The sequence below is a fragment of the Streptomyces sp. NTD91 genome, from assembly GCF_059510455.1.
The window spans coordinates 98137-125094 of record NZ_JCAJZW010000013.1 but is presented as its reverse complement, the minus strand read 5'-3'; the positions used below and the strand labels follow the sequence as shown (position 1 = coordinate 125094).

At 71.3% G+C, this 26958-nt stretch carries 26 protein-coding genes and 1 pseudogene; 4 read left to right on the top strand and 23 right to left on the bottom strand.

Annotation, left to right across the window (positions count from 1 at the left end):
- Window positions 1-65 precede the first annotated feature (65 nt).
- Window positions 66-1022, bottom strand: coding sequence for a LysR family transcriptional regulator (locus tag AC5WRT_RS16445; RefSeq protein WP_496094775.1), 957 nt, complete (start codon window positions 1020-1022; stop codon window positions 66-68).
- Window positions 1023-1101: 79 nt separating this feature from the next.
- Here AC5WRT_RS16445 and AC5WRT_RS16440 point away from each other — a divergent pair, with 79 nt between their 5' ends.
- Window positions 1102-2265 (top strand): TDT family transporter, encoded by a 1164-nt coding sequence (locus AC5WRT_RS16440; protein WP_496094750.1) that lies wholly within the window; start codon window positions 1102-1104, stop codon window positions 2263-2265.
- Here the strand turns inward: AC5WRT_RS16440 and AC5WRT_RS16435 are convergent.
- Window positions 2177-2896, bottom strand: a complete 720-nt coding sequence (locus AC5WRT_RS16435) for a helical backbone metal receptor (RefSeq protein WP_496094749.1) — start codon at window positions 2894-2896, stop codon at window positions 2177-2179. The genes AC5WRT_RS16440 and AC5WRT_RS16435 overlap by 89 nt on opposite strands.
- A complete protein-coding gene (locus AC5WRT_RS16430; RefSeq protein WP_330341056.1) occupies window positions 2896-3468 on the bottom strand; it encodes a helix-turn-helix domain-containing protein in 573 nt (190 codons plus the stop codon). Before AC5WRT_RS16430 ends, AC5WRT_RS16435 begins: the two co-directional genes overlap by 1 nt.
- A 542-nt stretch (window positions 3469-4010) precedes the next feature.
- On the opposite strand from AC5WRT_RS16430, the gene AC5WRT_RS16425 reads away from it, so the two are divergent.
- Both AC5WRT_RS16425 and AC5WRT_RS16420 read left to right on the top strand, forming a co-directional pair.
- Window positions 4011-4949, top strand: coding sequence for a 5'-3' exonuclease (locus AC5WRT_RS16425; protein WP_496094748.1), 939 nt, complete (start codon window positions 4011-4013; stop codon window positions 4947-4949).
- Window positions 4950-5060: 111 nt separating this feature from the next.
- A complete protein-coding gene (locus tag AC5WRT_RS16420) occupies window positions 5061-5906 on the top strand; it encodes a siderophore-interacting protein (protein ID WP_496094747.1) in 846 nt (281 codons plus the stop codon).
- A gap of 12 nt (window positions 5907-5918) precedes the next feature.
- On the opposite strand, the gene AC5WRT_RS16415 is transcribed toward AC5WRT_RS16420, so the two are convergent.
- The 5 genes from AC5WRT_RS16415 to AC5WRT_RS16395 all read right to left on the bottom strand — a co-directional run bounded on the left by AC5WRT_RS16415 (window position 5919) and on the right by AC5WRT_RS16395 (window position 10133).
- The gene (locus tag AC5WRT_RS16415; RefSeq protein ID WP_496094746.1) at window positions 5919-6851 is read right to left on the bottom strand and encodes a 5'-nucleotidase; all 933 of its coding nucleotides are present in this window, start codon (window positions 6849-6851) and stop codon (window positions 5919-5921) included.
- An 11-nt stretch (window positions 6852-6862) separates the two neighbouring features.
- Window positions 6863-7639 carry an ABC transporter permease gene (locus AC5WRT_RS16410; protein ID WP_496094745.1) on the bottom strand — a complete coding sequence of 259 codons (777 nt, stop codon included), beginning with the start codon at window positions 7637-7639 and terminating at the stop codon, window positions 6863-6865.
- Window positions 7636-8643, bottom strand: a complete 1008-nt coding sequence (locus AC5WRT_RS16405) for an ATP-binding cassette domain-containing protein (protein ID WP_496094744.1) — start codon at window positions 8641-8643, stop codon at window positions 7636-7638. Before AC5WRT_RS16405 ends, AC5WRT_RS16410 begins: the two co-directional genes overlap by 4 nt.
- Window positions 8644-8815: 172 nt before the next feature.
- Entirely contained in the window at window positions 8816-9439 is a 624-nt protein-coding gene (locus AC5WRT_RS16400; protein ID WP_496094743.1) for a PadR family transcriptional regulator, read from the bottom strand.
- A gap of 112 nt (window positions 9440-9551) precedes the next feature.
- Window positions 9552-10133, bottom strand: a complete 582-nt coding sequence (locus tag AC5WRT_RS16395) for a GNAT family N-acetyltransferase (RefSeq protein ID WP_496094742.1) — start codon at window positions 10131-10133, stop codon at window positions 9552-9554.
- A 65-nt stretch (window positions 10134-10198) separates the two neighbouring features.
- On the opposite strand from AC5WRT_RS16395, the gene AC5WRT_RS16390 reads away from it, so the two are divergent.
- The gene (locus tag AC5WRT_RS16390) at window positions 10199-11170 is read left to right on the top strand and encodes a pseudouridine synthase (RefSeq protein ID WP_496094741.1); all 972 of its coding nucleotides are present in this window, start codon (window positions 10199-10201) and stop codon (window positions 11168-11170) included.
- 163 nt (window positions 11171-11333) lie between these two features.
- On the opposite strand, the gene AC5WRT_RS16385 is transcribed toward AC5WRT_RS16390, so the two are convergent.
- The 15 genes and pseudogenes from AC5WRT_RS16385 to pafA all read right to left on the bottom strand — a co-directional run bounded on the left by AC5WRT_RS16385 (window position 11334) and on the right by pafA (window position 26950).
- Window positions 11334-12809: a cytochrome P450 gene (locus AC5WRT_RS16385; protein WP_496094740.1), complete on the bottom strand. Its 1476-nt coding sequence runs from the start codon at window positions 12807-12809 to the stop codon at window positions 11334-11336.
- Window positions 12810-12868: 59 nt separating this feature from the next.
- Window positions 12869-13483: pseudogene (locus AC5WRT_RS16380) on the bottom strand (GTP-binding protein); the annotation flags it as partial.
- Entirely contained in the window at window positions 13464-13877 is a 414-nt protein-coding gene (locus tag AC5WRT_RS16375) for a DUF742 domain-containing protein (protein ID WP_496094739.1), read from the bottom strand. The gene AC5WRT_RS16375 and the pseudogene AC5WRT_RS16380, both read right to left, overlap by 20 nt.
- The gene (locus AC5WRT_RS16370) at window positions 13874-14278 is read right to left on the bottom strand and encodes a roadblock/LC7 domain-containing protein (protein WP_330341041.1); all 405 of its coding nucleotides are present in this window, start codon (window positions 14276-14278) and stop codon (window positions 13874-13876) included. Before AC5WRT_RS16370 ends, AC5WRT_RS16375 begins: the two co-directional genes overlap by 4 nt.
- Window positions 14275-15942, bottom strand: coding sequence for a sensor histidine kinase (locus AC5WRT_RS16365; protein ID WP_496094738.1), 1668 nt, complete (start codon window positions 15940-15942; stop codon window positions 14275-14277). Before AC5WRT_RS16365 ends, AC5WRT_RS16370 begins: the two co-directional genes overlap by 4 nt.
- A gap of 384 nt (window positions 15943-16326) precedes the next feature.
- Entirely contained in the window at window positions 16327-19182 is a 2856-nt protein-coding gene (locus AC5WRT_RS16360; RefSeq protein ID WP_496094737.1) for a DEAD/DEAH box helicase, read from the bottom strand.
- 417 nt (window positions 19183-19599) lie between these two features.
- Window positions 19600-20541 carry a twin-arginine translocase subunit TatC gene (gene tatC / locus AC5WRT_RS16355; protein WP_496094736.1) on the bottom strand — a complete coding sequence of 314 codons (942 nt, stop codon included), beginning with the start codon at window positions 20539-20541 and terminating at the stop codon, window positions 19600-19602.
- Between the two features lie 46 nt (window positions 20542-20587).
- The gene (tatA, locus tag AC5WRT_RS16350; RefSeq protein ID WP_496094735.1) at window positions 20588-20875 is read right to left on the bottom strand and encodes a Sec-independent protein translocase subunit TatA; all 288 of its coding nucleotides are present in this window, start codon (window positions 20873-20875) and stop codon (window positions 20588-20590) included.
- 238 nt (window positions 20876-21113) lie between these two features.
- The gene (locus AC5WRT_RS16345) at window positions 21114-21308 is read right to left on the bottom strand and encodes a hypothetical protein (RefSeq protein WP_496094734.1); all 195 of its coding nucleotides are present in this window, start codon (window positions 21306-21308) and stop codon (window positions 21114-21116) included.
- A 42-nt stretch (window positions 21309-21350) separates the two neighbouring features.
- Window positions 21351-21611, bottom strand: coding sequence for a hypothetical protein (locus tag AC5WRT_RS16340; RefSeq protein ID WP_496094774.1), 261 nt, complete (start codon window positions 21609-21611; stop codon window positions 21351-21353).
- Between the two features lie 189 nt (window positions 21612-21800).
- Complete coding sequence (locus AC5WRT_RS16335) at window positions 21801-22793, bottom strand: helix-turn-helix transcriptional regulator (RefSeq protein WP_496094733.1); 993 nt, start codon at window positions 22791-22793, stop codon at window positions 21801-21803.
- Between the two features lie 15 nt (window positions 22794-22808).
- Window positions 22809-23762 (bottom strand): helix-turn-helix transcriptional regulator, encoded by a 954-nt coding sequence (locus AC5WRT_RS16330; RefSeq protein ID WP_496094732.1) that lies wholly within the window; start codon window positions 23760-23762, stop codon window positions 22809-22811.
- A gap of 181 nt (window positions 23763-23943) precedes the next feature.
- Entirely contained in the window at window positions 23944-24315 is a 372-nt protein-coding gene (locus AC5WRT_RS16325; RefSeq protein WP_228618670.1) for an FKBP-type peptidyl-prolyl cis-trans isomerase, read from the bottom strand.
- Window positions 24316-24434: 119 nt separating this feature from the next.
- Window positions 24435-25445 carry an FKBP-type peptidyl-prolyl cis-trans isomerase gene (locus tag AC5WRT_RS16320; RefSeq protein ID WP_496094731.1) on the bottom strand — a complete coding sequence of 337 codons (1011 nt, stop codon included), beginning with the start codon at window positions 25443-25445 and terminating at the stop codon, window positions 24435-24437.
- Window positions 25446-25588: 143 nt separating this feature from the next.
- Entirely contained in the window at window positions 25589-26950 is a 1362-nt protein-coding gene (gene pafA / locus AC5WRT_RS16315) for a Pup--protein ligase (RefSeq protein ID WP_330341031.1), read from the bottom strand.
- Window positions 26951-26958 lie beyond the last annotated feature (8 nt).

Genomic DNA, 26958 nt, shown 5'->3' with positions numbered 1-26958 from the left:
CAGGCGCATGCCGGTCCCCCCTTGGCCGGGCCGCAGCGCCCCGCACCCTGCGAGACAGGCACCCGTCACCCCCGTGTCAGCGACAACAGCTCCCGCGCCGGGCCGGTGGGCCGATGCCCGATCGGCCAGACAGCGCGCAGGTCCCGGCGGAGCGACACGCCCTCCACCGGGATGCTGACCAGGCGCCGCATGGCCAACTCCTCCCCCACCGCCAGCTCACTGAGCACCGAGGGGCCGGCGCCGCTGACCGCCGACGCCTTGACCGCCGTCGTGGAGGACAGCTCGATCAGCGGGCGGGCGAGGCCGCCGAGCGCCGCGTCGAGTACCTGGCGTGTGCCGGAGCCGCGTTCCCGGAGGATCAGGGGGGTGGCGGCCAGTTCGTCAGCGGTCAGGGCGCGCCGACGGCGGGCCCAGGGATGGGCCGGCGCGGTGACGACGATCAGACGGTCGCGGCCGATGACGGCGGAGTCGAGCCCCGTGGGCACGGACAGTCCCTCCACGAAGCCGAGGTCCGCCTCCCCCTCGAGCAGCAGTTCCGCCACCTTCGCCGAGTTGCCCGCGAGCAGCGACACCGCGGTGTCGGGGCGCTCGGCGTGCAGGGCGAGGAGCCAGCCGGGCAGCAGGTACTCGGCGATGGTCATGCTCGCCGCGACCCGCAGACGCGAGTCCCGGCGGTCCCGCAGGGCCCGCGCGCCCACGTCGAAGGCGGCCGCCGCCTCGACCACGCGGCGGGCCCAGTCCGTCACCAGCGCGCCGGCGTCGGTGAGCCGCGAGCCTCGGGGCGAGCGGTCGACGAGGGCCACACCCAGCTGCCGTTCCATGGACCGGATCCGGCTGCTGGCGGCGGGCTGGGTGATCCCGACCTCGCGCGCCGCCGCCCCGAGACTGCCCAGCCTCGCCACCGCGAGCAGCAGTTCCAGTGCGGCCAGGTCGGGCACCCGGTGGGCCAGTGATGCCGCACGATCCGGCTCCGAGTGATCCGGCGCCGTGCGATCCGATGCGTGCTCCCGCCGCCCCTCCATTTCGCTCATAAGACCAGCTTATGTCCTCATAGGAGGGAACTCCCTGGTCAGGCGCGATCGGCGGCAGGACCGTGGGGTCATGGTCACCGCAGCCCAACCCTTGTCCGCCGTCCCCCTCCCACCCGTCACCCGGGTCCGTCACCTGGGCCCCAACTGGTACGCCGCCGTCATGGGCACCGCCGTCCTCGGCTCGGCCGGCGTAGCGCTGCCCGCGCACGCGGCGGTTCTGCGCGCTGTCTTCACGGCGTGCTGGACCCTCTCCCTGATCATGCTGGCGGCCCTGCTGGCGGGCCGGTCCCTGCACTGGGCCCACCACCGCGACCAGGCCCGCGCCCACCTCCTCGACCCCGCCATGGCCCCGTTCTACGGCTGTCTGTCGATGGCCCTGCTGGCGGTCGGCGGCGGCGCCCTGACCGCCGGGCGACCCGTGACCGGCACCCGCACGGCCGTCGTGCTGGACACCGTCCTGTTCACCGCGGGTACGGCGGTCGGGCTCGCGGCCGCGGTGGCCGTGCCCTACCTGATGGCCGTACGGCATCGGGCCGAGCCCGCGCAGGCGACCCCCGCGTGGCTGTTGCCGCTGGTCGCGCCGATGGTGTCGGCCGCGCTCGGCCCGCTGCTGGTGCCGCACCTCCCGGCAGGCCAGGCGCGCGCGACCCTGCTGCTGGCCTGTCTCGCCCTGTTCGGGCTGAGCCTGTTCGCGACGCTGCTGATGCTGCCGCTGATCTTCGGCCGGCTGCTCTCGGGCCCGCTGCCGCTCGCGCTGACCCCGACGCTGTTCCTGGTCCTGGGACCGCTCGGGCAGTCCACCACCGCGGTCGGAAAGATCGCGGACGCGGCTCCCGGGGTCGTACCGGCGTCGTACGGGCGGGGCCTCGCCTTGTTCGCCGTCCTGTACGGGGTGCCGGTCATGGGGTTCGCGCTGCTGTGGCTGGCACTGGCGGGTGCGCACGTGGTGCGGGCCCGCCGGAACGGCATGGGATTCGCGATGACCTGGTGGGCGTTCACCTTCCCGGTGGGCACGTGCGTCACCGGCGCCATGGCACTCGCCCGGCACACCGGTCTCGCGGTCTACGACGGGCTGGCCGTCGGACTGTACGCGCTGCTCGCCGGCGGCTGGCTGGCGGCCGCCTCGGGCACCGTACGGGGTCTGCTCAGCGGCGATCTGCTCGCAGCGCCTCGGACAGTACCCGTGGCGCCTCGGTCAGGGACGGGCCGTACCACGTCAGATGCCGCCCGCTGACCAGGGCACAGGGCAGGCCCGGGAAGGCCTCGGGGCCGTCGTCGACGGTGAAGCGGTAGGGCTCGTCGGGCAGGACCACGAGGTCCGGCGCCAGCGCCCGCAGGTCGTCCAGCGGCACACGGGGGTAGCGGTCGGGATGGCCCGCGTACAGGTGGTCGACACCGAGTCGGGCCAGCACGTCACCGGCGAAGGTGTCCCGGCCGAGGACCATCCAGGGCCGGCGCCAGACCGGTACGAGCGCCGTCCTGCGCCCGTCCGGTTCGGGCGGCGCGTCCCAGGCCGCCTCCGCCAACTCCAGCCAGCCGGGCCGCCCGTGCACGCCGCACGCCTCGAGCACACGGCGCAGCTCGGCGAACGCCTGCGGCACCCTGCGCACCTCGGTCACCAGCACGGGAAGGCCCGCGGCGCGCAGGGCTTCGAGGTCCGGGGCGCGGTTCTCCTCCTCGTTGGCGATCACCAGGTCGGGGGCGAGGTCGAGGATGCGGTCGACCGCGGGGTTCTTGGTGCCGCCGATCCTTGTGACGTCGAGGTCCGCCGGATGCGTGCACCAGTCGGTGGCGCCCACCAGGACCCCGGGCATCGTGCGGGCCACCGCCTCCGTCAGGGACGGGACCAGGGAGACGACCCGCACTACCGGGACCTGTCCTGCACCGCCTCGATGTGTTCGGCGACCGCCACCACGACCACCCGGGTGTCCGGCACCGTCGCCCGCCACCGGTGCCTGACCCCGCCCGTCAGGTACAGGGTGTCGCCGCGGCCGAGGCGGTAGGCACGGCCCTCCGCCTCGATCTCCACCGCGCCGTCGGCCACGTACATCAGCTCGTCGTTGCGGTGCTGGAACTCCCGGCCCGCGTCGTGGTCGCCGGTGAACTCGGAGGCGTGCAGCTGGTGATGGCCGCGCACCAGGGAGCGGGTCCGCGGCGCGAAGTCGTCCTCGGCGGCCGGGTCGGCGCGCACGACATCGACGCTCGCCGCCGGGTCGGCGGCGGCGAGGAGTTCGACGGCCGTGGTGCGCAGAGCGTCGGCAAGCCGCTCCAGGGAGGTGCGGCTGGGGCGGGCCCGGTCGTTCTCCACCTGGCTGAGGAAGGGCACCGACAGGCCGCTGCGCTCGGCCACGACGGCCAGGGTCAGCTCCAGGGCACGACGACGCCGCCGGACGGCCGCGCCCACCCGCACGGGCTGCTGCTCTTTGTGGTCGCCCATCGCTCCGGCTCCCTCCCTCGCTCGTCGTGCCGCTCTCCGGGTGCCCGCTGTGGAGCGCACCCCTTCTGATGACTTCTCTGCACCCTACGCATGTTCGGCAAACCGTTTCACGCGGCTGTCACAAACCCGGCATGGTGTCCAGTCCCCCACCCTCGCGGTTCGCGCCAGTGTGCCAGGGGCCGGACGCGACCGTAACTCCCCGCCGTCGGGCGGCGAACACGCCGTCCGGCCGGGCCGCGGGCCCGCGCGCCGACCGACGGGTGTCACACACAGTGATTGGCCGGATTCCTCCCGTGCCGGGAAAGCCGTGAGGGGCGGGCCGCGCCGGACGCGCGTGGCGGCCGGCGGTGCCCGCCCCTCGGGCTGCGGTCCGGGCCAGTCGTCGGGTCACCCGGCCGCCACGCGCTCGGCTCACCCGGCCACCCGGCTGCTGGCGCCCTCCCGGCGACCGGGGCCCACTTGTCGTACGGCGGCGCACGGGGACCTCCTGGGGCGTTCACCGTTCCGGCACGTCCAGCGGGCAGCGATGCGATCCTGGCGGCATGACCACCAGATCTGGAAAGTTCCTTTTGCTGGACACCCCCTCGCTGTACTTCCGCGCCTATTTCGGCGTTCCCGACTCCGTGAAGGCACCGGACGGCACGCCGGTGAACGCCGTGCGCGGGCTGCTGGACTTCATCGACCGGCTGGTGAAGGACCACCGGCCGGAGCACCTGGTGGCCTGCATGGACGCCGACTGGCGGCCGCAGTGGCGGGTGGACCTCATCCCCACGTACAAGGCGCACCGGGTCGCCGAGGAGCACGAGGACGCGCCGGACGTGGAGGAGGTGCCGGACACCCTGTCCCCGCAGGTGCCGGTCATCGAGGAGGTGCTGGACGCGCTCGGGATCGCCCGGGTGGGCGTCGCCGGGTACGAGGCGGACGACGTGATCGGCACGTTCACCGCGCGCGCCACGGGCCCGGTGGACATCGTCACCGGCGACCGCGATCTGTACCAGCTGGTGGACGACGCGCGCGGTGTCCGGGTGCTGTATCCGCTGAAGGGGGTCGGCACGCTGCAGCTGACCGACGAGGCGGTGCTGCGCGAGAAGTACGGCGTCGACGGGCGGGGGTACGCGGATCTGGCGCTGCTGCGCGGCGATCCGAGCGACGGTCTGCCGGGCGTGGCCGGGATCGGCGAGAAGACGGCCGCCAAGCTGCTCGCCGTGTTCGGGGACCTGGCCGGGATCATGGCGGCGGTCGACGACCCGCGGGCGAATCTCACGCCGTCGCAGCGCAGGCGGCTCGACGAGGCCCGGCCGTATGTCGCGGTCGCGCCGAAGGTGGTGCGGGTGGCCGACGACGTGCCGCTGCCGGACGTGCACACCGTGCTGCCGCACACGCCGCGCGACCCGGTCGCCCTGGACCGGCTGGCCGAACGGTGGGGGCTCGGGGGTTCGTTGCAGCGGCTGATTGCCACACTCACCGAGCCGCGCGCGTGATCTCGACCGGAATATTCCGGCAAAGGGCGCTCCGGTGGCACTCGAGGAAGAGGTGTTACCCCTGAGGGGATGTTAACTTAGGTAAACCTAACCATCTTGCTGGAGGTCGTGATGGCAGAGCGTCCCGTGCGAAAGCCGCGCAAGACCCGCACCGCCCATGTGGTCCGCACCGAGCGGCTGACCCCGCACATGCAGCGGGTGGTGCTGGGCGGAGAAGGCCTGGCCGACTTCGCGGCGGACACCTGCACCGACCACTACGTGAAACTGCTCTTCGGCCCTGCGGGCGTGACCTACCCCGAGCCGTTCGACCTGGAGCGGATCCGGGCGGAGTTCCCGCGCGAGCAGTGGCCGGTGACCCGGACCTACACCGTGCGCGCCTGGGATCCCCGGCACCGCGAGCTGACCCTGGACTTCGTCGTCCACGGCGACGAGGGTCTGGCCGGGCCGTGGGCCATGCGGGTGCGGCCGGGCGAGGCCGTGCGTTTCATGGGTCCCGGGGGTGCCTACGCGCCCGACCCGGCCGCCGACTGGCATCTGCTCGCCGGTGACGAGAGCGCGCTGCCGGCGATCGCCCGGTCCCTGGAGGCGCTGCCCGCCGGCGCCCGTGTCCACGCCTTCGTTGAGGTGTCCGGGCCCGAGGAGGAGCAGAAGATCGACTCCGGCGTGGAGGTCGTCTGGCTGCACCGGGGTGACCGGCCGGTGGGCGAGGCGCTGCTCGAGGCCGTACGAGGGCTTCGGTTCCCCGAGGGCCGGGTGCGAGCGTTCGTACACGGCGAGGCGGGGTTCGTGAGGGAGCTGCGCCGGTTGCTGCGGGTGGAGCTGAACATCCCGCGCGAGGACCTGTCGATCTCCGGCTACTGGCGTCTGGGCCACGACGAGGACGGCTGGCAGGCCTCCAAGCGGGAGTGGAACGCCCGTATCGAGGCCGAGCAGGAGAGCAGCGCGGCGGCGGCGTGAAGCCCGGCCCGGTCAGGTCTCGTTGAGCAGTCCGAACGGGACGTGCACGCTGGGCGTGGTGCGGGACGTGCTGCGCAGGTGGGTCACCTGGTCGTCGAAGAAGATGTGGGGTCTGAGCACCTTCAGCACCGCGTCCTTCTCGATGCCGCCGAGGAAGAACGCGCCGTCGACGGTCACGCCCCACTGCTTCAGGCTTCGCACCGCCCTCTCGTGCGCCGGCGCCGCCCGCGCGGTCACGATGGAGACGTGGATACGGCTCGGGTGGTCCGGGTCGGTCCTGCGCCGTTCCTCCTCCCGGCGCTGTATCCGGTTCACGCCGGCGAGGAAGTCGCGCAGCGGTCCGGGGTCGTGCGGGGTGGCCGCGTTACGGCTCTCGTGCGCCCGGAACTCCTCGAGACCGCCGGACTGGTACACCCGCTCGGCGGCGTCGGCGGCGAGGACGCCGTCGAAGTCGAACGCGATCCGCAGTTCCCGGTCGGCGGGGTCGTCCGCGTACGACGACCCGAGCACGTGCCCGGCCGGCAGGCCGGCGGCGACCGCCGCGCGCACGTCGTCGCCGTTCGCGGACAGGAACAGGGACATGTTCAACGCGGTCATGAACGCGTGCGGTGACCTTCCCTGCATGAACACGGCGCGGGTGACGGGCAGTTCATGGGCCTGGATGGACCGCATGACCCGCAGGCCCGTGTCCGGGTCGTTGCGGGAGAGGATGATGACCTCGACGAGCGGGTCGTCCGGCTCGCCGAGGTCGTTCAGGGACAGCAGTCTGCGGATGAACGCGAACGCCACACCGGGCCGGAGCGTATCGTCGACGTGCTCCTCCTGGTGGGCCCGGTAGGCCTCTTCGCCCTGCTCGCGGAAGACGGCGTCCGACTCGCTCAGGTCGAACAGGGCGCTGGAGGCGACACCGACGACGAGCCGGTTCGCGAGGTCGTAGGGCGGCATGTCCTACATCATCACACCGACCGTTGGTAGGAGCGCAGGGCGCGGATGGACAGCCACACCGCCACGGTCGCCAGGCCCAGCAGTGCGCCGCCGCGGCCGAGGACGACGTACCGGTCGGGGTGTGCGGACATCGCCGAACGGCCTGCGGTCATCGCCCAGTTGAGCGGGTTGAAGTCGGCGATGTGCCGCATCCAGCCGGGCATCTGGGAGGGCGCCATGAAGGCGCTGGACAGGAAGGTCAGCGGCAGCAGCAGAAAGGTGTTGATGCCGATGATCGACTCCCGTTCACCCACGAGCATGCCGAGCGCGTTGGACAGCGCCCCGAAAACCGTGCCGAGCAGGACTGCGGCCAGTACGAGGACCGCGATGCCGCCGGCGCCGCCGGGGTAGTCGGCGCCACCGAGCAGTCCGAGCAGCACGATCACCACCGACTGGAAGGCGGTGACCAGGCCGTTGTTGACGACATTGCCGTTCATCAGCGCGGCCCGGCTGACCGGGGTGGTCAGGAAGCGGTCCAGAGTGCCGCGCTGGATCTCCTCCAGGGTGGCCATCCCCGCCCACATGTTGGAGCTGAGCGCGCTCATCACCACGACGCCGGGCACCAGGTAGTCCAGGTACGAGGTGGTGCCGAAGCCGCCCAGCTGGACGATCTTCTTGAACAGGCTGCCGAACAGGAACAGCCAGATCACCGGCTGGACCAGAGTGATGACCGCGTAGGCGGGCTGCCGTGAGAACACCCGCAGCTGACGCTGGGTCATGTACCAGGTCTGGGTGAGGGCGGCGCTCATCGCACACCTCCGGCGAGCACGCTCGGGGTCTCCGCCCCGGCCTCGGCGTACCGGCGGCCCGCGTGACGGAGGTAGACGTCGTCCAGCGAGGGCCGGGCGACGGTGGCCGAGGTCACGGTGACCCCGGCCCGGTCCAGCGCGGCGAGCAGCGCGGGCACACGGGCCGCCCCGTCGTCGGCGCGGACGCTGATCCGACGGCCCTCGCACAGCGCCTCGTGCACGCCGGGCAGGGCGGTCAGGGTGCCGGTGAGCAGCGTGTGGCCGGCCGCGCCGACCGGTTCGGCGAGCTCCAGGTGGACGGCGTCACCGCGCAGTTCGCCCTTGAGGGCGTCCGGGGTGCCCTCGACCACGATCCTGCCGCGGTCGACGATCGCCACGCGCTCGGCGAGCCGGTCGGCCTCCTCCAGGTAGTGGGTGGTGAGCAGGATCGTCAGGCCCTCCTCGCCGGCCAGCCGGCCGATCTCCTCCCACATGGCGGTGCGCGCCTCCGGGTCGAGGCCGGTGGTCGGCTCGTCCAGGAAGAGCACCTCGGGCCGGTGCACCAGCCCGAGGGCGACGTCGAGGCGGCGGCGCATGCCGCCCGAGTAGCCCTTGACCTGCCGGCGGGCGGCGTCGGCCAGCGCGAAGCGCTCCAGCAGCTCGCCCACCCGGCGGTTCAGCGCGGCTCCGGAGAGCCCGTGGAGGCGGCCCTGGAGCTGGAGGTTCTCCCGGCCGGTGGCGACCGGGTCGGCGCCGGACCGTTGGGCGACCACGCCGATCGCGCGGCGCACCCGGTCGGGGTGGCGCAGCACGTCGTGCCCGGCGACGGTGGCGGTGCCGGAGTCGGGGCGGGCCAGAGTGGTGAGGATCTTGACGGTGGTGGACTTGCCGGCGCCGTTGGGGCCGAGGAGTCCGAAGACGGTGCCCGGTGCCACGGTGATGTCCATGCCGCTGAGCGCGGTGATGCCACCGGGATAGGTCTTGGTCAGCTGGCGCGCCTCCACTGCGGGCGCACGGGTGTTCATGACGACTGCTCTCCTACGTGTGCGAAGGACGGAAGATCCACGTGAAGAGCGCCGGGCTATCCTGGGTGTGCCGCACCTCGATCGCCCGGAGCCGCCGCACGGCGGATCCATTTCGGGGTTCGTGACCCCGGCGGAGCTGCTGCAACAGCCCCGCCGGGGTCGTGTTTCTGTCTCAGGGGGTCGCGGCGATGTCCGGTGGCAGCTCCTCCGTCTCGTGGTAGCGCCGCCAGTCGTCGACCCCGGGCAGCGTGCCCTCCTTGATCTCGGCCAGGAAGCCGCGGACCCACTGGGCCTGCGCCTCGGTCATGTGCAGCTGGTACTCGGTCTCGACGAGGAAGAGCCTCGGCAGCGTCTCGTACAGCTTCTGCAGCGCTCCCCTGCCGCTCGCCACCTGTATCTCCAGCGCGGTGAGCCGCTCCTCGAGGAGTCGCACCACCTCGTCCGGGTGCAGCGCGCCCACGAGCGAGAGGGCGGTCTCGAAGATCGGGAACTCCTTGACCGGGACGGCGATGAGGTCCGACAGCCACTCGGTCAGCTCATCGCGCCCGGCGTCGGTCAGCCCGTACACCGTGCGCTCGGGGCGGTTGCCCGCCCGCTCGACGTCGGTCACCTCGACGAGGCCGTGCTTCTCCAGGTTCTGCACGACCGTGTAGAGCGAGCCGTACTTGATCTTCGTGCTGGCGTCCTTGCCCTGGCGGCGCAGGGTCTGGGCGATCTCGTACGGGTGCATGGGCTTCTGCCGGAGGGTCGCCAGCACCGCGAGCGCCAGCGGGTTGCCGAGCTTTCGGCGCTTCATGGCCACGGCGACCCCCTCGCTTCCGAATATCCGCAGGCGAACATATCGTGTTTCAGTCGCGTCGGTCAATGCACGCGATGTATCGCGTATGGACGGTTCACCCCGACGCCGGTCAGTCGCCCCGCACGCGCGCGTGAAGATGCATGTCGTGCCAGCCGTCCGCGTGGAGCAGCGCACTGCGCCTGGTGCCCTCGGCGGCGAAGCCCGCCTTCACGGCGACCCGGCAGGAGGCCTGGTTGGCTGCGGCGTGCGACAGTTCGAGCCGGTGCAGGCCGATCTCCTCCAGCGCCCAGTGGGCCAGCGTGGCGGTGGCCCGGGCCGCGACACCGCGCCCACGCGCGCGTGCCACGGTCCAGTACGCGACCTCGGCGCAGCCGTCACCCAGCAGGATCCGGCGCAGCGCGACCCGGCCGAGCAGCTCGCCGGTGTCCGCGTCCACGACGGCCCACTGAGCCTGGCGCTCGTCCCTCCAGCCGCTCTGCCACTGGTTGATCCATCCGGCGACCTCCTCCACGGAGTCGGCGGATCTGATGTGCCACTGGTGCATCAGCGGGTCCTGGAAGGCGGCGTACACGGCAGGCGCGTCCGTCGCCCGCCAGGGGCGCAGCAGCAGGCCGTCGCCGGTGGGCAGGCCGGGCTGGGGAATGCGGGCGAGGGTTCCGGCCGGAACGACCGGGCTGTTGAGATACGGCATGATCCACATCATGCCGACCGCGTGCCCCACGGCCCACCGGCCGGGGGCTCGTACCCTTGACCCCGATGAGACGCCGTACGCCGCCCCCGCCCGCCCCGCTCCCCCAGCGCGACGGGGTTGACCCCGTTCGGGTGCGGCTGCCGTACGGCGGGACGTGGGCCACCGTGCGGGAGCATCTGGTGCAGCGGCTGACCGGAGCACCGCCCGGCCTGGTCGAGGCGATGTTCGACGCGGGCTCGGTCGTCGACGCCGACGGGCGGGCGGTCACGCCGGACGCGCCGTACGAGGCGGGCATGTTCGTGTGGTTCCACCGCGAGCTGCCGGCCGAGGTGCCGGTGCCGTACCCGGTGGAGGTCGTCCACCGGGACGAGCACATCGTCGTCGCGGACAAGCCGCACTTCCTCGCCACGACCCCGCGCGGCAGCCACGTGGCCGAGACCGCGCTGGCCCGGCTGCGCAGCGAGCTGGGCCTGCCGACGCTGACCGCCGCGCACCGCCTGGACCGGCTGACGGCGGGGCTGGTGCTGTTCACGGTCCGGCCCGAGGAGCGCGGTGCGTACCAGACGCTGTTCCGGGACCGGCTGGTGCGCAAGGAGTACGAGGCCGTCGCGCCGTACGACCCCGCGCTGGAACTGCCCCGGACCGTGCGCAGCCGGATCGTGAAGGAGCGCGGGGTGCACGCGGCCCGGGATGTGGCGGGCGAGCCGAACGCCGAGACGTACGTCGAACTGGCCGCGCGCCGCAGCGGTCTTGCCCGGTACCGGCTCGTTCCGGCGACCGGGCAGACCCATCAGCTGCGGGTGCATCTGAACGCGCTCGGCGTGCCCATCCTCGGCGATCCGCTGTATCCGGAGGTGACCGCCCCGGTGCCGCCCGGCGACTTCCGGCGCCCGCTGCAGCTGCTCGCCCGCAGGCTGGAGTTCACCGATCCGGTCACCGGCGCGGAGCACACGTTCGTCAGCGGACGTGTGCTCCGGGCCTGGGAGTCGTACGACGCCTGGGCGGACCGGGGCCGGACACGCCCCGAAGACGCCTGAGACGGCATCGGCCCGCGGCTGCCGCGGCGACGCGAGCCCCGAAGCCGGACAGAGGCGGGGGGCTCGGGGGCGGCCGGCCTCGGACGACCGACGGCGCTGTCCGGCGCCTTGCAGGCCCTCCGCGCTTCACAGACCCCCGGCGGATCGCCGCGCGGAGCACCCGTCACTCGCCCCGCCACCAGTCGAGCAGTCGCCGCCAGATGCCGGGCCGGCGCGGCGCCGCCTGCTGCGCCGTGGCGGCGGGCTCGGGCGCGGCAGGACGGGCGGGCCCGGCGGCAGCCGTCCGGCCGGGGCCCTGGGCACCGGCCTGCCAGGTGCGCTGCGGCGGGACGGGCACGGGCTTCGGCAGCATGTCGACGTCCTGCTGCGGCTTCGGCTCGAAGCGCACCGGCAGCGAGACCAGGTGCCGGGACGCGACGGACGAACGCCAGCGCAACTCCTCCACCGGGCAGTCCAGTTGGATGTCGGAAAGGCGCATCAGCAGGGCGTCGACGCCGACGTCGGCGATGGCCCGGCCGATGTCCTGGCCGGGACATTCGTGCGGGCCGCCGCCGAAGGCGAGGTGGGAGCGGTTGCCCTGCATGCTCGCGGACAGGTCGGGACGGATGCGCGGGTCGAGGTTGCCCGGCGCGGGCGCGAACAGCAGCCCGTCGCCCTTGCGGATGCGCTGCCCGCCCAGCTCGGTGTCCTGCTTGGCGTAGTAGCCCAGCACCGTGCTGAACGGCGGCTCGTCCCACAGGGACTGCTCGATCGCCTCCGGCACCGTCATCTGGCCGCCGCTGAGCCGGGCGCGGAACCCGGGCTCGGTCAGGACCATGCGCAGCGCGTTGGCGAGGAGGTTCGCGGTGGCCTCGTAGGCCGCGAACAGCACGAGCCGCAGATGTTCCCGGACCTCGTCGTCACCGAGTCCGGCCGGGTGGGTGATGAGGTGACTGGTGAAGTCGTCCTCGGGCCGGGCGCGGCGCCGGGTGGTGAGCCGGCTCAGCGCGTCCATGACGTAGGCGTGGCTCTGCAGGGCGGTCTCGGTGCCCTTCAGGGCGTCCCGCGCGGCCTGCACCATCCGGTCGTTGTACTCCTCGGGCATGCCGAGGATCTCGCACATGACGGCCATCGGCAGATGGTCTGCGAACTGGGAGACCAGGTCGGCCCGGCCGCGCTCGCAGAACCTGTTGACCAGTCCCTGGGTGTAGCGGCCGATGTGCCGGCGCAGGGTGCGGTGGTCGATGGGGACCATGGCCGCGGTGACCGCCGCGCGCAGCCGCTCGTGTTCGTCGCCCTCGGCGTGCGAGCAGATCGGCTGCCAGGCGATGTGCGGCATGAGCGGGTGGTCGGGTTTGACCATGCCCTCCGCCAGGGGGCTCCAGATCCGGCTGTCCCGGGTGTAGAGCGAGGGGCTGCGCACCAGGTGCTGGTTCTCGGCGTGCCCGAGGACCACCCACATCGGCACGTCGTCGTGGAGCAGCACGGGTGCCACGGGGCCGCGCTCCTCCCGCAGCCGTTCGTAGAGGGCGCCCAGGTCCTCGGCGTCGGGGCCGTAGAGCCGGCGCAGCCCGCCGGGGCCGATGCCGTGCGCGGGGCAGCCGGGCGGCGGTCCGGGGGTGGGGTCGGTGTCGGTCAGCGAGGGCGATTCAGACGTCACGGTGTCGCTCCGGAGCGAAAGGACGGTGCGGGGTCGTCGGTCGGGGCCACGGGTCGGGCGAGGGTGCGGGACAGGGCGATGGAGTGCAGGAAACGCATCAGGGTCATCAGGACCTCCTTGCTGGAGGCCCGGCGGCGTACGTCGCACTCGACGATCGGGATCTCCGGGGTCAGGTCGAGCGCGGTGCGCAGTTCCTCGAGGGGGTAACGGGGCGCGTCCGGGAACGAGTTGACGGCGACGACGAAGGGCACGCCGCGTTCCTCCAGCCGGCCCATCACGTCGAAGCTGACCTCCAGGCGTCGGGTGTCGACGAGGACGACCGCGCCGAGCGCACCCTCGAACAGCCCGTTCCACAGGAACCAGAAGCGCTCCTGTCCGGGGGTGCCGAAGAGGTAGAGCACCAGCTTGTCGCTGATGCTGATCCGGCCGAAGTCCATGGCCACGGTGGTGGCCGTCTTGGTCTCGGAGCCGTAGTCGTCGTCCACGCCGATGCCGGCCTGGGTCATGGTCTCCTCGGTGGTCAGCGGTCTGATCTCGCTGACGGAACCGACCATGGTGGTCTTTCCGACGCCGAAGCCGCCCACGATCACGATCTTCACCGCGGCCTGTGCGGTGTGCGGCAGGTGGTCCTCGGTGCGTGGACCGGGGACGGTGTCAGAGGCGTTGAAGTCCATGCATCACCGCTTCGAGGAGTGAACGGTCGGGGCGCGCCCGGCGGACGACCGGGGCGCGCACCTGCACCAGTTCGGCCGTGATCAGCTCGGTGATCAGGACGGTCATCGCGCTGAACGGCAGGTTCAGATAGGCCGAGAGTTCGGCCACGGACAGGGGGTTGGCGCACAGCCGCAGGACGGCGGCCTGCTCCGGTGAGGCGGTCGGTTCGGGCGCGTCGCACGCCACGATCAGCGTCACAAGGTCGAGTTCGGCGCGTGTGCCGTCGGATCCGGCGACGGCGTAGAGCCGTTCGGGGTTCCTGGGCCCGGCCTGGCCGTCCGCCGGCGGGGGCGGCACCTGCCGGGGTGGCGGTGGGGGGTTCGGCTCGCGCCGTTTGCGTCGCGGAGGAGTCATACGGTCTGCCCGTTCCGCCGGGGCGGACTGGTGAGATGGGCGCCGATCCGGACGACGAGGTCCCGCATCATGCCGCTCATCCGACCGGGCTCGCAGGTCACGTCGGCGAGAACGGCGAGGTAGGCGTTGTCCCCGGCGTTCATCAGGTAGAAGTAGCCGCCGTCGATCTCGAAGACGACGACCTTCAGGTCACCGGCGCCCGGGAGTTCCTGGATGATGGCGCCGGCCAGGCTCTGTACGCCCGCGCAGGCGGCGGCGACCCGGTCGGCGGCGTCGGGGTCACCGCCGTAGCGCGCGATGCGCAGCCCGTCCGCGGAGAGGACCACGATCATCTCGATGCCCGGCACGCCGTCGTTGAGCTGCTTGAGCATCCAGTCGATGTTGCCTCGCTGCTGGATCACTTGAGGTCCCCCTCGTCGTCTGCGTAGGTGGCGCCCTCGGCGGGCTCGTCCGCGTAGTCGTTGAGCAGGTGCACGTACTTTTCCGGGTGCCTCGTGAAGTCGGTCAGTTCGGGTCCGGTGGCGTCCTCGGGCATGCCCTTGCGCAGGCCGTTCCAGAAGTCCTCGATGCCCTGGCCGATGGGCCGCTCCCTGAGCCTCTTGATCTCGGGGTCCATCTCGGGCTCGGGTTCGGGTCTCGGCCGGGACCAGATCGTCGGCCTGCCCTCGCGTTCGGCCTGCTCGATCTCGGCCTGCTCGGCGAGGCGCTGGCTGATCGGGGTCTTCACCCGGCTGCGGCGCTGCGGCAGGCCGCCCGCCGTCCACTCGGTGACCACCGGGACGTCGTCCTCCATGGAGATCCCGGCCGGGATCTTGGGGCTGGTGGGGCGGCGCCGCTTCGGGGGGCGCTTGGGGCCCTCGACGGCGCCCAGCTCGGGCATCGGGGTGCCGGTCGCACCGATGCCGTGGGCGGCGCCCACGCCGGGCTCCGTGGTGGTCATGACGCGGGGCACGACGAGGATCGCGCGGCAGCCGCCGTAGGCGGAGGCCCGCAGGGAGACCTCCATGTCGAACATCCGGCACAGCCGTCCCACGACGGCGAGACCGAGGCGCGGGCTGTCGCCGAGGTTGTGCGCGTCGTCGAGGTTCTTGGCGTCCTCGATCATCTTCTCGATGCGGGCGCGGGACTCCTCGGTGAGGCTGACGCCGGCATCCTCGATCTCGATGGCGATACCGGCCTGCACCTCGGTGGCGGTGACGTGCACCTTGGCCGTGGGCGGCGAGTAGCGGGTGGCGTTGTCGAGGAGTTCGGCGGCGGCGTGGATGACCGGCTCGACGCTGGTGCCCTTGATGTTGATGTTGACGATGGAGCTGAGCTGGATGCGGCGGTACTCGAGGATCCGCGACATGGCGCCGCGCAGCGTGCTGTAGAGGGAGACGGGCAGCGGCCACTGCCGGCCGGGGCGGCCGCCGCCGAGGACGGAGATGGTGTCGGCGAGACGGCCGATCAGCGAGGTGCCGTGGTCGATGCGCAGCAGGTCGTCGAAGACCTCGGGGTTGCGGCCGTGGTCCTCCTCCATCTCCCGCAGTTCGTTGGACTGCTGGTGGACGATGGCCTGGACGCGGCGTGCGATGCTCACGTAGGAGCGTTCGGTGGCGTCGCGCATCGAGATCTCGCGGTCGGCGCCGCGCATGGCGGCCCGGAACATCTCACGGTAGGAATCGGGCAGTCTGCGCAGCTCGGGGTCGACGTCGTAGCCGTTGACCATCACGTCGCGCAGCGGTTCTCCGGCGCGCAGCCGCAGGTGGCCGTTGGGGATGACCTCGGTGGCGAAGCGCATCATCAGCTCGTCGTGTGCGGCGAGCCGGTGCTCCAGATACGCGGTGTGCCGCGCGTTCTCGGCCCGTTCCGCGCGCAGCGTCCTGCCGCGGCGTGCGGCCTCCGCGGCCGTGACGAGGATCAGGAGCAGGGCCACGGCCCCGACCGCGCCGACGGCGATCCGGGCCGACGCCGGGCCCAGCGCGAGGCCCGCACCGATCGCGGCGGTCATCACTAGGGCCGGCGGCACCAGCACGCGCGCGTAGGGACGTTCACGGCCACCGGGAGGCTTCTGCACACTCACCATGGATGCCTTCTGGGACGAATCGGCTGGGTGTCGGGGGTGCTTGCGGGGGGAAGGTTCATGAACTGTCGGGATCCAACGCATGATTGGGAACAGGCGCACGAATTCACCTCAACTCGGCGCGCCGCGGGCGAGCTTAGTCCGGCCGGAACATCGCCCGTGTCATATTCGGCAAGCACCTGAAATCGCCGGTATGACAGGAGTACGCTCGACGCCATTTGCACGCCGAGCGTTCATTCGAACACGCACAGTAACGGCATACAGGTGTACGAAAGCCGCTCACCGTGATGGGTGAACGGCTCGTACGACCCCTGACACCGGGGCCGCAGTCGGACGTGGATCACCCCGAGGGGGAAATCCTCGGATGCGCCGGGACCGGGCGCGCGCTCAGCCCACCGAGGAGTAGGCGACCACACCCCGCAGCAGCTGGTCCACGGCCCTGCGCGCGGCCTTGGGCACGGTCGAGCCCTCCGCCGCGGGGGCCGCCGCGGAGATCTGGCCCAGCACGTCGATGACCTGCTTGCACCACCGCACGAAGTCACCAGCCGGCATGTCCGCCTCGCGCAGCACCTCGTCCAGCGCCTTGCCCGAGGCCCACATGTACGCGGCCCAGGCGAAGCCCAGATCCGGCTCGCGCTGCCCGACGCCCTCGGTCTGGCTGATCCGGAACTCCTCCTCCAGACCGTCCAGCCGACCCCAGATCCGGATCATCTCGCCGAGCGCGGCCTTGGCCTTGCCCGAGGGCAGCTTGGGCGCCATCGCGTCGTCGCCGACCCGCGCTTCGTACACCAACGCCGAGACACAGGCGGCGAGTTCGGCGGGACTGAGCCCCTCCCAGACCTGCTCGCGCAGGCATTCGCTGGCCAGCAGGTCCAGTTCGCCGTAGAGCCGGGCGAGCCGTCGACCGTGCTCGGTGACCTCGTCGCCGCGCAGATAGTCCAACTCGGTCAGCAGGGCGACGATCCGGTCGAAGGTCCGCGCGATGGTGTTCGTGCGGCCCTCGATACGGCGCTCCAGCTGCGAGGTGTCGCGCAGCAGCCGGTGGTAGCGCTCGGCCCAACGGGCATGGTCCTCACGGTCGTTGCAGCCGTGGCAGGGGTGCGCGCGGATCGCGGTGCGCAGCCGGGCGATCTCGCGGTCGTCGGCGGCCCGGGAGCGCTTCTTGCGCGCGCGCTCCGGCGGGATGTGCCCGGCCTTGGTACGCAGCGCGGACGCGAGGTCCCGGCGGGACTGCGGCGAGCGCGGGTTGAACGACTTCGGGATCCGCATCCGGTCCAGCGGCTCCACCGGCACCGGGAAGTCCATCGACGCCAGCCGCTTGACCTGCCGTTCGGCGGTCAGCACCAGCGGGCGCGGGCCGTCGTGGTGGTCGAAGCCGCGGTGGCCGTTGGAACGTCCGGCGGGCAGCCCGGGGTCCAGCACGAGCGCGAGACCCGCGTACTTGCCGGTCGGCACATGGATGACGTCGCCCGGCCTCAGCTTCTCCAGGGCGACGGCGGCCTCCGCGCGGCGCTGGTTCGCGCCCTGCCGGGCCAGCTCGGTCTCCCGGTCCTTCAGCTCACGGCGCAGCCGCGCGTACTCCTCGAAGTCACCGAGGTGGCAGGTCATGGAGGCCTGGTAACCGGCCAGGCCCTCCTCGTTGCGCTGCACCTGGCGCGAGATCCCGACCACCGACCTGTCGGCCTGGAACTGCGCGAAGGAGGTCTCCAGCAGCTCGCGGGAGCGATGCCGCCCGAACTGCTCGACCAGGTTGACCGCCATGTTGTACGACGGCTTGAAGCTGGAGCGCAGCGGGTACGTGCGCGTGCCCGCGAGACCTGCGAGGTGCTCGGGGCTCATGCCGCGCTGCCACAGCACGACCGCGTGGCCCTCGACGTCGATGCCCCGGCGGCCGGCGCGGCCGGTGAGCTGGGTGTACTCGCCGGGCGTGATGTCGGCGTGCTGCTCGCCGTTCCACTTGACGAGCTTCTCCAGCACCACCGAGCGGGCCGGCATGTTGATGCCGAGCGCGAGGGTCTCGGTGGCGAACACCGCCTTGACCAGGCCGTGCACGAACAGCTCCTCCACGACCTCCTTGAAGGTCGGCAGCATGCCCGCGTGGTGGGCGGCGATGCCGCGCTCCAGGCCCTCCAGCCACTCGTAGTAGCCGAGGACGTGCAGGTCCTCCGGCGCGATGTGCGCGGTGCGTTCCTCGACCAGCGCGCGGACCCGGTCCCGCGCCTCCTCGTCGTTGAGCCTCAGGCCCGCGTACAGGCACTGCTGGACGGCGGCCTCGCAGGCGGCGCGGCTGAAGATGAAGGTGATCGCCGGGAGCAGGCCCTCGGAGTCGAGGCGCTCGATGACCTCGGGCCGGCCCGGTGTCCACACCCGCGAGCGCTGCCGGCGCTCCCGCTCCCGGTCGGCCTCGCGCATGGACCTGCCGCGTCTGCGGTCCTGGTACGCCGGTCTGGTGGCCTCCATGCGGGCCAGGCGGACGAGGTCGGGGTTGACGGCCTTCTTGTGGCCCTCGCCCTCCTCGAACAGGTCGTACATCCGCCGCCCGGCGAGCACGTGCTGGAACAGCGGCACGGGCCGGTGCTCGGAGACGATCACCTCGGTGTCGCCGCGGACGGTGTCCAGCCAGTCACCGAACTCCTCGGCGTTGGAGACGGTCGCCGACAGTGACACCAGCGTCACCGACTCGGGGAGGTGGATGATCACCTCTTCCCAGACGGCGCCGCGGAAGCGGTCGGAGAGGTAGTGCACCTCGTCCATGACCACATGGCCCAGGCCGAGGAGGGTCTGGGAGCCGGCGTAGAGCATGTTCCGCAGGACCTCGGTGGTCATGACGACCACGGGCGCCTCGGAGTTCACGCTGTTGTCGCCGGTGAGCAGGCCGACCTTGCCGGTGCCGTAGCGACGGCACAGGTCGGCGTACTTCTGGTTCGACAGCGCCTTGATGGGTGTCGTGTAGAAGCACTTCTTGCCCTGCTGCAGGGCGAGGTGGACGGCGAACTCGCCCACGATCGTCTTGCCGGAGCCGGTGGGGGCGGCCACCAGGACGCCCCTCCCCGCCTCGAGTGCCTGGCAGGCCTCGATCTGGAAGGGGTCGAGGCCGAAGTCGTACATCTCGCGGAAGGACGCGAGCGCGGTGGCCTGCTCGGCTGCCCGCCTGCGGGCTGCCGCGTACCGCTCGGCCGGTGAGAGGTCCTCTGTCATCGTGCTTTCGAGCGTACCGGGCCCCACCGACAACAGGACGATCATTATCCGAACCCTGCCGCACGCACGAAGCGGGTTGCCGTCTCCCCGTGGATCGAACCCCAGCCTGTTCGCCTCGTGATCATTGGACCCCGGCCGGGGTCGGTCGTCACCGAGCGCATCCGGTTGACCACGTCGTGGGATTCCTCGGCGCCGGACCGGCCGCAGCCGCCAACGGATTCGGTGCACCGCGGAAGCACGCACTGTCTCAACTGGTCCTGGGGGGACGAAGCGATCTCCTGGACCGTGTGGGCCCACAAGCACGTGCGGCTCCACCACGGGCCCGGAGCGGACGACCAACGCCGGAGCGACCGCCTGCACGCACAAGTGGGGTGAGCGGTTGTGGACCGCTCACCCCACTTTTTTCGTCCCCGCTTCGAAGTCGGGCGGATGCGGCACGTACGTCCCCGCGCCTTCGTACTCCTACGTGACGTCGTCGTAGCCGTTGACGTGGTCCGTCCCCGGCGGCTCCGGGGCGCCGCTGGCGGTCACGGCCTCGACCTCGCCGACGTCCTCGGGGGTGAGGTCGAGCTCGGAGGCCTCGTCGTCGGCGGGGCCCTCGGCCGCCCGGCGGGCACGGCGGCGGTCGTTGAAGAGCGAGACGGCCACGGCGATGAAGTACAGCAGCCAGATCGGCGCCGCGAGCGCCAGCATCGAGATCGGGTCGGCACCGGGCGTGGCCACGGCCGCGAAGGCGGCGATTCCGACGACCATGCCCCGCCACCAGCCGAGCATGCGGTTGCCGGAGAGGATGCCGGTGAGGTTGAGCATGACGAGCAGGAGCGGCATCTCGAACGCGAGGCCGAAGACCACCACAAGGCGCGTCACGAGGTCGAGCATGTTGTCCAGCGGCAGCAGGTTCTCCGCGCCCTTGGGCGTGAGACCGATCATCACCTTCGCCGTGGTGGGCAGCACGTGGTAGGCGAGGTAGCCACCGCCGATGAAGAGCGGGAAGCCGAAGCCGACGAAGCCGTAGGCGTACTTCTTCTCGTGGCGGTGCAGACCCGGTGCGACGAACGCCCACAGCTGGTAGAGCCAGATCGGCGACGCCACCACCACACCGGCGGTCAGCGAGGCCTTCAGCGCCAGCGTGAAGGGCGTGAGCAGGCCGCTGACCGTGAGGTGCGCGCAGTGGACGTTCTTCGACTTCGCCAGCTCCCCGAAGGACTGGGTGCAGCCGACCGAGCGCAGGAGCGGCTCGGTGATGAAGTCGATGATGTCCTGGTAGAAGAACGCGGCCACGATCGTGACGACCAGGATCGCCAGGACACCCTTCGCGAGCCGGTTGCGCAGCTCACGCAAATGATCCGCGAGCGGCATCCGCCCCTCGGGATCTCTCTCCTGCTTGCGGGCAGACTTGAGCAACCCACATCCTCATCTCGTGCAACGGACCGGATGCCCGGTCCTCGCGTCAGCGCTGGGTGGTCGTGTCCGTCGGCTCGTTGACCGGTCGGGAGCTGGTCACGTCGCCGGGTGCGGCCTGGATGGTGCGCTGAGCGGGGGTCTGCTCCTCGGCGGACTGCGCCGGGGTGGCGGACTGCTTGCCCTCGTCCTTCATCGCCTTGGCCTCGCTCTTGAGGATGCGCGCGGACTTGCCGAGCGACCGGGCCATGTCCGGAAGCTTCTTGGAGCCGAACACGAGGACGATCACCAGAATCAGCAACACAATGTGCCACGGCTCAAGTGCGTTGCGGAACATAAGTCTTCACCTTCTCACTGAGGCGGGGCGGCGGGGCATGTCCGACGGGTCGGACAAGTGTCTGACCATCGTGCTGGCAGCGATCGTAGCGCCCGGGGGGGAACGTGGAACAATCCCCGTGCCTACTCCCGCTCCTCTGCGGACCGCGCCTCGTTCTCCGGGCCGCGATCGCAGCGTACCTGGCTGGACCGGTCAGGTGACAGGGCGAAGTGACCCAAAGCGCATGCAACCGAGGTCCTCACAGCGCATCGACGGCCCGTGACGCGCTGACGGCCGCCCGCTCCAGGTCCTCGGCCGCCCTGCTGATACGGCGCGCGGAGTCCGCGACCTGCTGCCCGAGACGCCGGGCCTCCAGAAAGACCCGTACGGCGAGCACCCCCAGCACCGCGAGACCCAGGAAACCCAGCGCTACCGCGAACATCGGCCAGAACATGACGTCGAGACTAGACCGTCCCCGGCGGCCGAGCGCAGCCGCCTACACCGTGGAGTGCACCCGGAGGGTCCGGACCCCGCCGCCCGTGAGCAGCTCCACGATGCGCTCCCCCGCCGGCTTGCGGACGGCCGCGCCGCACTCCGGGCAGGTGAAGGAGTAGAAGGTGGTCCGGCTGCTGGCGCCGATGGCGAGGCGCAGCGCGCTGGCGGCGAGCTCGAAGCGGCCCCGGCAGTCCGGGCAGCCCGCCCTGAACACCACGGGAACCGCTCTTCTCATCCCGGCGAAGGCGGCCGCCACCGTCATCTCACCCGCACGCTCGCTCACAGGCCTCGCTCCCTCTCGTGATCGTTCGCCGGCCGGCGACGCGCCGCCTCACCTCCGCGGCGCCGTCGTGGCCGGTCGCAGCCCCACGCTCCAGGTCCCGCCCGAGCCCGGGGAACGCCTCGCGGCGAAGGCCGTCCGGCGTCCTCCGGCGCTCAGGCGCCCGGTGGCTCACGCCGGCTGCGCCGTGTCGTACGCCGCCAGTGCCTCCGCCGCCGCTCTGCGGGCGCTGTCGGCCAGCTCCGGCGGGGACACGATCCGGCCGTCGCGGCCGAGCCGCAGCGCCAGGCGACGCAGCGAGGCCGGATCGGGGGTGCGCAGAGTGATACGCAGCCCGCCGTCGGGAAGCTCATCGGCGCTGTCGTGCGGGTAGTACTCGGCCACCCAGCGGCCGCCCGGACCGACCTCGATCACGACCTCGGGGTCCTCGGCGGCCGGCTGTACCAGGGCCTCGGAGAGGTCGCGCAGCTCCATCTCCGGCGGCGCCGACGGCTCGTCCAGGATCCGGATCTCCGCGACCCGGTCCAGGCGGAAGGTGCGCCGCGCCTCGGAGCGGCGGCACCAGGCCTCCACATAGGTGTGGCCGACGCTGACCAGGCGAATCGGGTCGATCTCGCGCTCGGTGACCTCGTCGCGGGCCGGGGAGTAGTAGCGGATCCACAGTCGGCGGCGCTCGGAGATCGCCCGGTCGACGTCGGCGAAGACGCCGCCCTCGGACTCGAAGGTCACCGAAAGCCGGGAGCTGGCGCCCGCGGCCTCACCGGCGGCGGCCTCCACCTTGGCGGTGGCCCGCAGCAACGCCTGCCGGTCGCTCTCGCGCAGCCCCGGCAGCGTCGAGACCGCACGCGCGGCAACCAGCAGCGCGGTCGCCTCGTCGGCGGCCAGCCGCAGCGGCTCGGCCGCCTCCTCGCCGAGCGCGGCCGGGTTGTGCCACCAGATCCGCTCGCCGTCCGTGTCGATGTCCAGCAGATCGCCACCGCGGAAGCTGGTGCCGCACATCGGCAGCAGATCCAGGTCGGCGACCAGCTCGTCCTCGGTGATGCCGAAGGCGCGCGCCACGTCCGCGATCCGGGCGCCGGGGCGCTCGCGGAGATAGGTCACCAGGGACAGCATCCGCCGGGTCTGGTCGATGGCGTTCACGGTCCTGACCGGTTTGCCTGCCACAGTCCTGCTCCCCCCTCAGCCCTTGGCCACGGCACGCAGCCGGTCCACCACGTCCGCGCGCAGCTCGGCGGGCTCCAGGACCACCGCGTCCGGCCCGAACTCCACCAGCCAGGCGTCCAGGCCGTGCCCGTACGGAATCTCCAACTCGTCCCAGCCGTCGCCGAGTTCCCGTACCCGGGTGGCCTTCGCCCGAAGGGGGTAACCGGCGCCGGAACGCAACCGGATCAGGGCCTTGCCGTCGGCGATCTCGCCCGCCCAGCTCGCGACGGTCTCGCGCACGGTGACGACGTCGGGCACGGGCGCGGTGAAGCCTGTGCCGCGCGAGCGGACCCGGCCGGTGATCCGGGACAGCCGGAAGACCCGCTCGGCACCCCGGTCCCGGTCCCAGCCGGCCAGGTACCAGTGGCCGCGCCAGCATTCCAGGGCCCACGGCTCGACGTGCCGGGGCTCGGGGTGGGCCGCGGAGGCCTTGCGGTAGTCGAAGACGACCGGGCGGCGGTCGCGGCAGGCCAGCATCAGCGGCTCGAAGGCGGCCTCGTGCACCGGGATACGGGGTTCCAGGGCGCCGTGCGCCTCGTACGGGTCGACGTCCTCCGGCAGCCCTGCGGCCCGCAGCTTCTGCAGGGCACCGCTCGCCGCGCCGGCCAGGCGGGCCTGCTGCCACACCTTCGCGGCGAGCCCGAGCGCCGCGGCCTCCTCGGCGTCCAGGGTGATGGGCGGCAGCCGGTTGCTGTCACGACGGGCGAGATAGCCGACCTCGCCGTCCAGGTTCTCGACGGTCTCGATCACCAGGCCGAGTTCGCGCAGGTCGTCCTTGTCCCGCTCGAACATCCGGTTGAAGGAGTCGTCGCTGCCCGCTTCGAGGTAGGCCTCGATGGACTCGCGCAGCTCACGCTTGCTCAGAGGCCGCCGTGTGCCGAGCAGACACAGCGCGAGGTTCATCAGCCGCTCGGCCTTGGCAATGGCCATCGACGCCCTTCGCCTTTCCTATGGTGCTTCCGACCGATGACCGTACCGCTCCGAGGCGTACCGGCAAAGCCGAGGGCCCATGCCCAAGACGGGCATGGGCCCCAGGTGATCGGATCCGGTCGGATCCGGCCGGTCGATCGGGTGACCGTCCCGTGGGGACCGGGCGCGGATCCGGCCGGGATCACACGCCCAGCAGGTCCACCACGAAGATCAGAGTCTCGCCCGGCTTGATGGCCGGGGTCGGACTCTGGTTGCCGTAGGCGAGGTGGGCGGGGATGGTCAGCTGGCGGCGGCCGCCGACCTTCATGCCCTGCACACCCCGGTCCCAGCCCGCGATGACCCGGCCCGCACCCAGCGGGAAGCGGAACGGAGTGCCCCGGTTCCAGCTGGCGTCGAACTCCTCGCCGGTGCTGAAGGCGACACCCACATAGTGGACGGTGACGGTCTGACCCGCCTGCGCCACCGGTCCGTCGCCCTCCCAGATGTCCTTGATCTCCAGGTCGGCCGGGGGCTCGCCGCCCGGGAAGTCGATCTCGGGCTTCTCGATGCTCACGTCAAAAGCTCCTGCTTGTGTACGACACGAAACGCCGACAGTCTTTCATCCCGGCAGCTCCACCGCCCGCCACGGACACCGGCCCCGTCACACCCGGGCGGGGAAACGGGCTCCGCCGGCTACATCGCGGCGAGGACGTCCACCGTGAACACCAGCGTCGAGCCCTTCTTGATGACACCACCGCTCGGCGGAGTGTCGCCGTACCCCAGCTCCGGCGGCACCACGATCAGCACCCGGCTGCCCACCTTCTTGCCGGTCAGCCCCTGCGCCAGACCCTTCACCGCCTGCTGCATCTGCTGCAGCGCGAACTGGCTCAGCCGGCCCGAACCATACGTCCGCTGAAACGTCTTGCCACCGTCCCACACGAGTCCCTGGAACTGGCACAGCACCGTCTGGTCGGCCTTCAGCTCCGGCCCGTCACCCTCCAGCACATACGTCGACACCAGCTTCTTCGGCGCCGCCGTCTTCGGCACCGTCACCTTCGGGACCGCACCATCGGTGTTCGTGCCCACCTTCGGCAGCACGGCGTCCGTCTGCGGCACCACCCTGCCCTTCGCCGAACTCTTGGAGTTGAACGAATCGATCAGATCGATGACGAACACCAGCGTGTCCGTGCCCTTGATCCCCGCCTGCGGATTGCCCTCCTTGCCATAACCCCAGGTCGGCGGCACGGCCATGAGAACCCGGCTGCCGGTCTTCTTCCCCGCCAGCCCGTACCGCCAGCCGTCGATGATGCTGCCCTGGGCGAGCTGCATCACCAGCGGACGCCTGCGGTCGTAGGAGTTGTCGAAGACCTTGCCCGTGTCCCAGATCTGGCCCAGGTAGTTCGCCTGGATGAAGTCGTTCTCCGCGACGGTGCGGCCACCGCCCGCGATCACCGTCTTGACCGCCAGGTTCTTCGACGGCGCACCCGGCCCCTTCGCCACGATCGGCTTCTCCCCGAACTTCGTGCCCCCCGTGATCGCCGGCAGCGGAGCGTCCGTGATCTTCGGCGGAGGCACCGTCGACACCGACGGCGAGGGCGACGGCGATACACCGGCCTTGCTTGACCCGGACTTGTTGTCACCGCACGCGGACACAGTGACCAGTCCGGCGGGAACGGCGGCGAGGAGGAGTGAACGTCGGCGCACGGAAGAGCCTCGTAATCGGTCGATCTTGCGGATGGCGTGCGCGCAACTCTACGGCGTGAGAAGGGCGCCGCACGAGAAACGTACGACGCCCGTGTGGCGTTCCGGAATTACACACCCGAAACGCTTGACTCACCCGCCTTGCACTACATTCCGGCGATCAGCTTCTCCACCCGGTCGTCCACCGATCGGAACGGGTCCTTGCACAACACCGTGCGCTGCGCCTGGTCGTTGAGCTTCAGATGCACCCAGTCGACCGTGAAGTCCCTGCGCTGTTCCTGTGCCCGCCGGATGAAGTCACCGCGCAACCGCGCCCGAGTCGTCTGCGGCGGAACCGACTTGCCCTCGAAGATCTTCAAGTCGTTGCAGACACGAGCCGCCTGGCCCTTCTTCTCCAGCAGGTAGTACAGGCCACGACGACGGTGGATGTCGTGGTAGGCGAGGTCTATCTGAGCGACCCGCGGATGCGACATGGTCATGTTGTTCTTCGACCGGTACCGCTCGATGAGCTTGTACTTCATCACCCAGTCGATCTCGGTGGCGATCCGGTCCAGTTCCTCGGTCTCGATCGCGTCCAGCGTGCGGCCCCACAGCTCCAGGACCTGCGCGACCGTACCCGTGCGGATACCGCGGCGGTCGCAGAAGTCCACGGCCTTGTCGAAGTACTCCCGCTGCACCTCCAGCGCGGAGGCCTCACGCCCGCTCGCCAGCCGCACCTTGCGCCGGCCCGTGATGTCGTGGCTCACCTCGCGGATCGCCCGGATCGGATTCTCCAAGGTCAGGTCACGCATCACCGTGCCCGCCTCGATCATGCGCAGAACCAGATCCGTGGCGCCGACCTTCAGCAGCATCGTCGTCTCGGACATGTTCGAGTCACCGACGATGACATGCAGCCGGCGGTAACGCTCCGCGTCCGCGTGCGGCTCGTCACGCGTGTTGATGATCGGCCTCGAGCGGGTCGTCGCCGACGACACACCCTCCCAGATGTGCTCGGCGCGCTGGCTCACGCAGTACACCGCACCGCGCGGTGTCTGCAGCACCTTCCCGGCACCACACAGCAGCTGCCGTGTGACCAGGAACGGGATCAGGATGTCCGCGAGCCGCGAGAACTCCCCGTGCCGTGCCACCAGATAGTTCTCGTGACAGCCGTAGGAGTTGCCCGCCGAGTCCGTGTTGTTCTTGAAGAGGTAGACGTCGCCCGCGATTCCCTCCTCGTGCAGGCGTCGCTCCGCGTCCACCAGGAGTCCTTCGAGAATGCGCTCGCCGGCCTTGTCGTGGGTGACCAGTTCGATCACATTGTCACACTCGGGTGTCGCGTATTCCGGATGTGAGCCCACGTCGAGATACAACCGGGCACCGTTGCGCAGAAAGACATTGCTGCTGCGGCCCCATGACACGACACGGCGGAAGAGGTACCGCGCCACCTCGTCAGGAGACAGGCGCCGCTGTCCCCTGAACGTGCACGTGACGCCGTACTCGTTCTCCAGCCCGAAAATGCGGCGGTCCATGACTGAAC